The sequence below is a fragment of the Spongiactinospora gelatinilytica genome, from assembly GCF_003236385.1.
GTDB lineage: Bacteria > Actinomycetota > Actinomycetes > Streptosporangiales > Streptosporangiaceae > Spongiactinospora > Spongiactinospora gelatinilytica.
On the sequence record NZ_POUA01000363.1, the window covers coordinates 1 to 7635 of the forward strand.

The following is a 7635-nucleotide window of genomic DNA, read 5'->3' on the forward strand; positions in this document are numbered from 1 at the left end:
GATCGCGGCCGCCGAGGGGCTTTCGGAGCGGCTCGGGGCGGGATCGGCCGGTCCGGACCAGGGATCGACGACGATCATGATGAGGACCGCCGCCCCCGCACCGACCGTGGCCACGGCGAGCGCCGCCCTGCCGGTCAGCCGGAATCGCCTGGGGCGCTCCTGGGCGGGGAGCGCCGGCCGGACATCGTCCGCGCTCTCGCCGGGGCGCACGGGCAGAGGGACCGGGGCGTCGTCGGGCGAGCGGGACACTTGCGGAGGTACGACGAGGTGCGCGGTAGGAAGCTTCGCGGTTGCCCCGGCGCCGTCGGGAGGGCGATCCACCAGCGCGTCCGCGCCGGTTGTGGCGTCGTCAAGGCCCGCGCCCCGGACCGTCTGGTTGGCCCGCTCCCAGCGCTCGCGGTACGCGGCCGGGTCGGCGCCGCACGCCCGAACGAATTCGGTGGTGGTCTCCCAGCTCGGGAGCCGGTTGCCCTTGGTGGCTTCGTGCAAGGTCGTGTGGGAGATCGCACCCGAGCGGCCGGACATCTCCCGAAAAGGGGGATTTCCGACAGATTGGCGTAGTTTTCGGAGGACTCCCGCGAAGTCCTCGATCGCCTCCGCCCGTGCACGCCTATCGTCCACCGGACGAAGTTAACAGCACCCGCGCACTTCACTCAACCGGCGGCTCAACCGGCGGCAATACCGCTTGCGAAGCCGAACGGCCGGCGCACGGACGTGGAGAGGGCCGGACACCGGGATCTCCAGGCGGGGGGCCGCATGCCGACATCGCCCGTTCACATTGTGCGGGAACAAGGCTTGACTTTCCCTGAACCATCCCGGATTTGATCAAAACCTTAATTGCTATACCTAATGTGATGTTCCGGAAATTGTGCTATTGCGTCGGCGACGCAGATGGCAGGCCAGGCGCGATGACCTGGACGCGGCGTCAACGGGGTTCCTCCTGGCCGGCCGGTCGGCCGGCCCAGCGCGCGGGAAGACGATCCCGGCCTGCGGCGAAGGATGGGTGACAGTGACCGCCGACCAGAAGGCCGACCTTATGCCGGAGACAAGAACGTGAGCGCCGAAGTGGGCGAAGAGGTGACCGACGCCGGGCTCGTCGCAGGGTACCGGCGCGACCCCGGCCTGTTCACCGCCGTCCACGACCGCTACTACCGCGATATCTACCTGTACGTCGCCGGCCGCCTGGACACGCAGATCGCCGAGGACCTCGCCGCCGAGACGTTCCTGCTGGCCTTCGACCGGCGCGACCGGTACGACCCGGAACGCGGAGACCTTCGGCCCTGGCTGTTCGGCATCGCCACGAACCTGATCGCCAGGCACCGCCGCAAGGAGACCCGCCACTACAAGGCGCTGGCCAAGCTGGGGCCCCAGCCCGTCGTGGAAGGCCACGAGGACCGGGTCGTCGCCTCCGTCGCCGCCGAGCGCATGCAGCCGTACCTGGCCAGGGCGCTCGCCGCCCTGTCCGGAGGCGAGCGCGACGTACTGCTGCTCGTGGCCCTGGGCCAGCTCAGCTATGACGAGGTGGCTCAGGCGCTCGGCATCGCCGTCGGCACCGTGGGCTCCCGGCTCAGCCGCGCCCGCAGCAAGATCGCAGCCCTCATGGAGAAGGAGAACGCCCGTGGATGACCTGAACGCCGTCGCGACCCTGCTGGCCAAGCCCGAACCGTCCGCCGAGACGATCGCCCGCAGCAGGGGACGTCTCCAGGACAGGATGACGCCGGGCCGCGCCCGCCGGCGTCGCGTCCGGCTCCTGCCGGCGCTGGGCATGGCGGCCGCCACCGCGGTGGCCGCAGCCGTGATCGTCACCAGCGTGTCTCCGCCCGCCGCCGCGCCGGTCTCGGGCAGAGACGTCCTGCTCATGGCCGCGGCCAGCGCCGGGCACATCCCCCAGGGCACGGGGACCTACTGGCACGTCACACGTACGTGGCAGGGCCTGGACACGCCCCTGGTGCAGGAGAGCTGGACCGCCCGCGACGGCCGCCACTGGTCCAGGAACGCGCAGGACTCCACTCCCGGCGCCGCCGTCCAGGACCCGGACCCGTTCAGGCTCATGGGCGCCGAGATCGGTTTCGAGGAACTCGAAGGGCTCCCATCGGATCCGAAGGAGCTGAAGGAGCGCATCGCCGCGCTGCCCCGCGAGGACAACGCCGTGCTCTCTGCCGATGGGCAAGGCGAGCTCGTCTCCCCGCTGATCGCCCTGATCACGGAGCTGCCGACGCCCGCGGAGGTCCGTTCGGCGGCATTCGAGGCCCTCGCCGCGACGCCGGGGGTCAAGAACGCGGGGCCGGTCGAGGGCGGGCAGGAACTGGTGATCCCGCTCTCCGAGGGCCTGGAGATCAAGATGGTCGTCGATCCCGAGACCGCCCGGGTGGCGCGCGCCACCATCCTGCTGACCGCCGAAGGGGGCGCGGCGCTAAGCAAGTCGTACATCTCGGTGACCACCGACTGGACGGACGAGCTGCCGCAGTGACATCCCGTCGTAGCCGATGTGCGGAAACGACCGAACGATGCATGCCGCAGCTCACCGGCCGGGGTTTTCGGCCACGTTGCGGTTTTCCACCACGTTGAGGCTTTGACGCCCCGGCCGGCGTTCACTCGGCATCAGCCTCGGCGCCATTCCTGGCGGCGACCGCCGTCGCACGTCGCCGACCGGAGCCGGTACCCATGGTGGCCCGCGCCCACGACCTCCACGCACTTGTCGGTGCCGGCGTTGACCAGGCTGCCCGCGGTGGTCAGGGAGAACCGCTGGGAGAGGGCGTCGCCGCAACGGGTCAGCCGCACCGCCGTGCCGGCGACGTCGAGGCACAGGTTGAAGTTACGGACGGTGCCGTCCCGATGGAACGTCCAGAGCTGCGAGCCGGTCGCGTCGCACGTCCACAGCCGTGGACGCTCCCCTTCGACGCGCCGGTCGGACGGTACGTCGATGCACCGGTTCTGCCAGCCGACGATCCGCCCGGTCCGCTTTGTGGTGGTCAGGGTGAGGTTGTACTCGTGCAGAACCGGATTGATCGGCTGGAAGAGGGTGAACGCGGTCGCTCCACCGCAATCGCCGCCACCGCCGGAGAGTACGCCCTGGGCCTCGCCGTCGGAGACGAACGGGCCGCCCGAGTCGCCGCCCCCGGCGCAGGCCGTGGTCCTGGTGAGCCCTTGGACGAACCCTTCGACGAACCTGACGGTGACGTCCTTGGCCGTGATCTCGCCGCAGCGCCACTGCGTCGTACGGCCGGACCGGCAGACGGACGCTCCGATCGGGGCTTCCTGGGTGCCGGTCACCACGGTGTTGCCGCCGCTGTAGTCGTTGATCCACGGGCGGGGCGTCCAGTCGTCGTTCACGCGTACCCAGGCCTGGTCGGCACCCGGGAACGTCGAGCTGACGAACGTGCCCTGGTCGGACCCGTCCCAGCCCTGGGTGCGCGTCCCCGGCTTGCCGCAGTGGCCGGCGGTGACGAAACCGCCGTCGTCCACGGAGAAGCCCACGGAGCACACGCCGACTCTGCCCTGGCCTTCGAGGACGATGCCGATCTCGTCGCCCCCGCGGACATCACCGAGCGGCCTTGCCGCGTGGTCGACGGTGACGCGTACGTCGTCACCATCGGAAGGACCGCCGGAAGGACCGCCGGAAGGACCGGTGGAAGGACCGTCGGAAGGAGCGGCGGAAAGGCCGGCGGCCTGGACGAACCGTTCGCCGGCCGTCCGGTCGGCCGCGGCCACGACCACGGTGTTGGCCCGCACGTCCGCGTACCAGCCATAGATTTCGGTCCCGGCGGCGTGCGCGGCCCGGTCCAGTGCGGCCTTGGTGGCGGCGAGCCGCTGTTCGCTGCGCCTGACGGGCACCGGGGTGGCGCCCGCGTCGCGGACCGCCGTCGCGTCCGCGGTGTTCAGTACGCCGACGCTGAGGCGCTCGCGCGCGGGGTCGTACCAGGCGCCCCCGATGCGGTCGCCGAGGGTCGCGCGTATCCGCCGTTCCATGGTGATCGCGGTGGCTTCGTGGGCCTGGCGGACCCGGGCCTGCTCCGCGGTGAGGCGGAGGTCGCGTTGCAGGGCCTGCTGCCTGCTGACGCCGTCGGGGGAAGGGGTCGCGGCTTGGACGGGCGAGGGCGGGACGGCCAGTACGGCGGCCAGGGCCGCCGCCGCGCCGGTCAGTACGGTTAATCGCACAGTCGGTCCTTTACGGGGGGTGGGAGGGAGAGATTCGCCTACGGCAGGCGCGCGGCGCGTGGTTTCCTTTTTTCGCGGCCATGGCCACTGCGGGGGCGCCCGTGCGGAGCACCGGATACCGTCGATGCGACGGTGAATGCGGGCAAAGCCGCGTGGGAAGCCTTCATGGCGCTTCTCCCGTCGGTCGCGCACACCTTCCGTCATGCGGGTGACCAAACGCCAGTCCATTTACTGACCATTTCCGGCTGATCTTCGGCCTGCTGTCGTACTCCGCGACAGGACTACTCCGCCCGCCGTACCTCGAAATCCCTACCGGGCAGGACGCCTCACGCTGGTCGCCGCGCGAGGCTGTTGGTATGAACGTGGAGACGAGCCGTCAGACCGGATTCGCCGAGTGGGTCGATGATCATGCCTTGACCGTCGAGACCCTGGACTTCCAGGCACCCTTGGACGATCTTGAGCCACTGCGCGACACCATCGGCGATGCGCGGGTCGTGGCGCTGGGGCGTCCGTGCTCATGGAATGGGCGCGGGAGAATGACCGGGAATCGCTCGGCGGTGTGATGGTCGTATGTTCCGTGCTGTTCCAGGTCGCATTCTTCTTCGGCCTGGTCCGGCTTGCGCTGCGCGCGATGCGGTGGAGTGGCGGCCTGTTCGTACGCCGGCGGCAGCATACGGCGCCGCGACGTTCTTCCGAGCCGTCTGGCCGTTAGCGAGCCGTCTGGCCGTTAGCGGGCCCTCCGCGGTCGTCGTGAGTCGTGAGGGGTAACAGGTCCCCGCCGACCAGGTGAAACCCGCTGAGCACACTTGGCATCACCTTGACTACCGCCCGTATTAACCATCGATTTAAGTAAATGCCGGACTAGAGTGCGACTGTCCCTTATGACCGCTCACCTCGCCCCCCGATCAGAACGCCCTGGTTCTGGCCGAGGACGCGGTCAGAAGGGCCTGTCGTGCACCGACCCCTCTCTGCCGTCACCGCCGCCATGGCGCTGGCAATCGCGACCGTCATGCTGGCCGCCACACCCGCCGCCGCGATTCCCCCGAACATCCCGTCCGCCTCCACCGCCGCCAGCCGGCTGGCGGCCCTGACAGTGACCGCCGAATCTCACCACAGCTCCTACAATCGCGACCTTTTCCCCCACTGGACCACCGTCTCCGGGGCCTGCAACACCAGGGAGGAGGTGCTGAAGCGGGATGGTTCCGGCGTCGTGGTCAACTCGTCGTGCGCCGCGGTCTCCGGCAGTTGGTACTCCCCCTATGACGGAGCCACCTGGTATGCCGCGAGCGATGTCGACATCGACCACATGGTGCCCCTGGCCGAGGCGTGGTCGTCCGGCGCCTGGTCCTGGACGACCTCCCGGCGGCAGTCCTTCGCCAACGACCTGGGCGGGCCGCAGCTCTGGGCGGTGACCGACAACGTCAACCAGGCCAAGTCCGACCAGGACCCGGCCACGTGGCAGCCGCCGCTGGCGGGCGAGCGCTGCCGGTACGCGCGCGCGTGGATCCAGGTCAAGTGGTACTGGGGGCTGAGCACCGACAGCGCTGAGAAGTCCGCGCTCAACGGCATGCTCGCCACCTGCTGACCCTCGGTCCTCCTCGTCGCTCGACGCATGCAGGCTCGGGCGGAGGGCGGCGAGGAGGACATCGGCCGCCGGTCGGTCCTCGATCGCTGGCCGGCGGTTCGACGGGTTCAGCCGAAGGCGGCGTGCGGCGTGGCGGCGGTCTGCCGGATGCGGGCCGGGCCGGACGCGCTCGGGCGGACGTCGAAGTCGAAGATCGCCGTCGGCAGGTAGACGGTGGCGCAGGAGTTGGGAATGTCCACCACTCCGGACAGCCGGCCCTCGATCGGCGCGGCGCCGAGCAGCAGGTACGCCTGCTCGGGGCGGTAGCCGAACGTCGTCAGGTAGTCGATCGCGTGCAGGCAGGCCCGCTGGTAGGCGAGGTGTGAGTCGAGATAGCGCTGCTCGCCGTCCAGGGTGACCGACACTCCGGAGAACGCGAGCCAGTCGCTGTATTGAGGCGCGGTGCGGCCCGGGATGAAAATGGCGTTCTCCTGCACGCCGTACGTTCGCATGCCGTCCTTGATGACCTCGACCCGCAGGTCGATGAAGCCGCCCATCTCGATGGCGCCACAGAAAGTGATCTCGCCGTCACCTTGGGAGAAATGCAGGTCGCCGACGGACAGGTTCGCCCCGGGGACGAAAACCGGGTAGAAGATGCGGGAGCCCTGGGTGAGGTTTTTGATGTCCTGGTTGCCGCCGTTCTCGCGTGGTGGTGCGGTACGGGCCGCTTCGCCGGCGATTCGGTCGAAGTCGGACGCCGGCACCGAGCCGAGAATGGCGTCCTGGGGCTCGGGTGGAAGGGAAAGGGGCGGCACGCGGTTCGGGTCGGTGGCGCGCAGCGCGCTTTCCCGCGCGTTCCATTTCGCCAGGAGTTCGGCCGACGGCGCGGTGCCCATGAGGCCGGGATGGACGATGCCGGTGAACGATACGTCAGGGACGTGGCGGGACGTGGCGATCTGGCCGGAGAAGTCCCAGATGGCCTTGTAGGCGTCCGGGAACTGCTCGGTAAGGAACCCACCGCCGTTCTTGGTGGGGAAGATCCCGGTATAGCCCCAGCCCTGACCGGCCAGCGGGCCGCTGTCCTCCTGCGGGATGGGCCCCAGGTCGAGGATGTCCACGACCAGCAGGTCACCCGGCTCGGCCCCCTCGACCGCGAACGGGCCGCTGAGCGCGTGCACCGTGGTCAGCGGGGCGTCACGGACGTCCTCGGCGGAGTCGTCGTTGTGGATCGCCCCATCGAACCACTCCCGGCAATGCACCCGGAAACTGTCGCCGGGCCGTACCGATGCGACCGGCGGGATCTCCGGGTGCCAGCGGTTGTGGCCGATCTTGGCCTGGTCGGTGAACTTCTTGGTCGAGTCGAGCGGGAAAATCAACTCCGGCACGGCTGGCTTCCTTTCGGTGCTGCGATCGGTCAGGGCCGTGGCAGGCGAGGAATGGGGTGCCGACCGGACGGCCATCGCGGCGCGAACGTGACGGCTCCGCGCGCACGGGCGTCACGTTCCGCGCTCCACACGCCGCACGCCGCACCTCATACCGGGATCGGGCCGCTCGGGCCGGAGTACGCGCCGGTGGCGCCGCTGTGGAAATCCCTACCGCCGCCGCGCCACAGCCCATTCGCTCGACCATCTGATCAACGCCACCCAGGCCGGCCGCCACCTCTGACGCCGCGACCTCGAAAACGCCTACCGAATTGGATATATCCGCGACTCGGCGGGTTAATGGAAAGCATCTATCTCGCTTTTCCCAACTTGCGCGTGCGGCACGGTAGATCCTGGCTCTTATACCCATCTCCGAGCCCACGAGACTAGCGCTCACCTCGTATGCCGTCTTCTGCTTGAAAAAAAAAGAACAGCCCGTTAGAAGGTCAACGCCTACCGGGACGAGGTCGCTACACCCTGGCGCACGGACAC

Annotated in this window: 6 protein-coding genes and 1 pseudogene; 4 read left to right on the plus strand and 3 right to left on the minus strand. The window is 69.4% G+C overall.

Going from position 1 to position 7635, the window contains the following annotated elements; all coding sequences use genetic code 11:
- Positions 1-525, minus strand: a pseudogene (locus C1I98_RS31620) (hypothetical protein); the annotation flags it as partial.
- Between the two features lie 528 nt (positions 526-1053).
- On the opposite strand from C1I98_RS31620, the gene C1I98_RS31625 reads away from it, so the two are divergent.
- Positions 1054-1626: an RNA polymerase sigma factor gene (locus C1I98_RS31625; protein WP_111171032.1), complete on the plus strand. Its 573-nt coding sequence runs from the start codon at positions 1054-1056 to the stop codon at positions 1624-1626.
- Positions 1619-2470 (plus strand): CU044_5270 family protein, encoded by an 852-nt coding sequence (locus C1I98_RS31630; protein WP_111171033.1) that lies wholly within the window; start codon positions 1619-1621, stop codon positions 2468-2470. The genes C1I98_RS31625 and C1I98_RS31630 overlap by 8 nt, the downstream gene beginning before the upstream one ends.
- Before the next feature lie 131 nt (positions 2471-2601).
- On the opposite strand, the gene C1I98_RS31635 is transcribed toward C1I98_RS31630, so the two are convergent.
- On the minus strand, positions 2602-4158 hold the full coding sequence (locus C1I98_RS31635) for a ricin-type beta-trefoil lectin domain protein (protein WP_158558260.1): 1557 nt from the start codon (positions 4156-4158) through the stop codon (positions 2602-2604).
- A 356-nt stretch (positions 4159-4514) separates the two neighbouring features.
- Between C1I98_RS31635 and C1I98_RS31640 the strand changes: the two genes are divergently transcribed.
- Together C1I98_RS31640 and C1I98_RS31645 are read left to right on the plus strand one after the other, a co-directional pair.
- Positions 4515-4721: a hypothetical protein gene (locus tag C1I98_RS31640; protein ID WP_111171035.1), complete on the plus strand. Its 207-nt coding sequence runs from the start codon at positions 4515-4517 to the stop codon at positions 4719-4721.
- Positions 4722-5143: 422 nt separating this feature from the next.
- Positions 5144-5743 carry an HNH endonuclease family protein gene (locus tag C1I98_RS31645; protein ID WP_111171036.1) on the plus strand — a complete coding sequence of 200 codons (600 nt, stop codon included), beginning with the start codon at positions 5144-5146 and terminating at the stop codon, positions 5741-5743.
- 107 nt (positions 5744-5850) lie between these two features.
- Here the strand turns inward: C1I98_RS31645 and fmdA are convergent, their stop codons facing one another.
- On the minus strand, positions 5851-7107 hold the full coding sequence (gene fmdA / locus C1I98_RS31650) for a formamidase (protein ID WP_111171037.1): 1257 nt from the start codon (positions 7105-7107) through the stop codon (positions 5851-5853).
- Positions 7108-7635 lie beyond the last annotated feature (528 nt).

Coding starts and splice junctions, on each gene's coding strand:
- C1I98_RS31640 (WP_111171035.1), top strand. CDS start 4,515: ATGAACGTGGAGACGAGCCGTCAGACCGGATTCGCCGAGTGGGTCGAT.
- C1I98_RS31645 (WP_111171036.1), top strand. CDS start 5,144: ATGGCGCTGGCAATCGCGACCGTCATGCTGGCCGCCACACCCGCCGCC.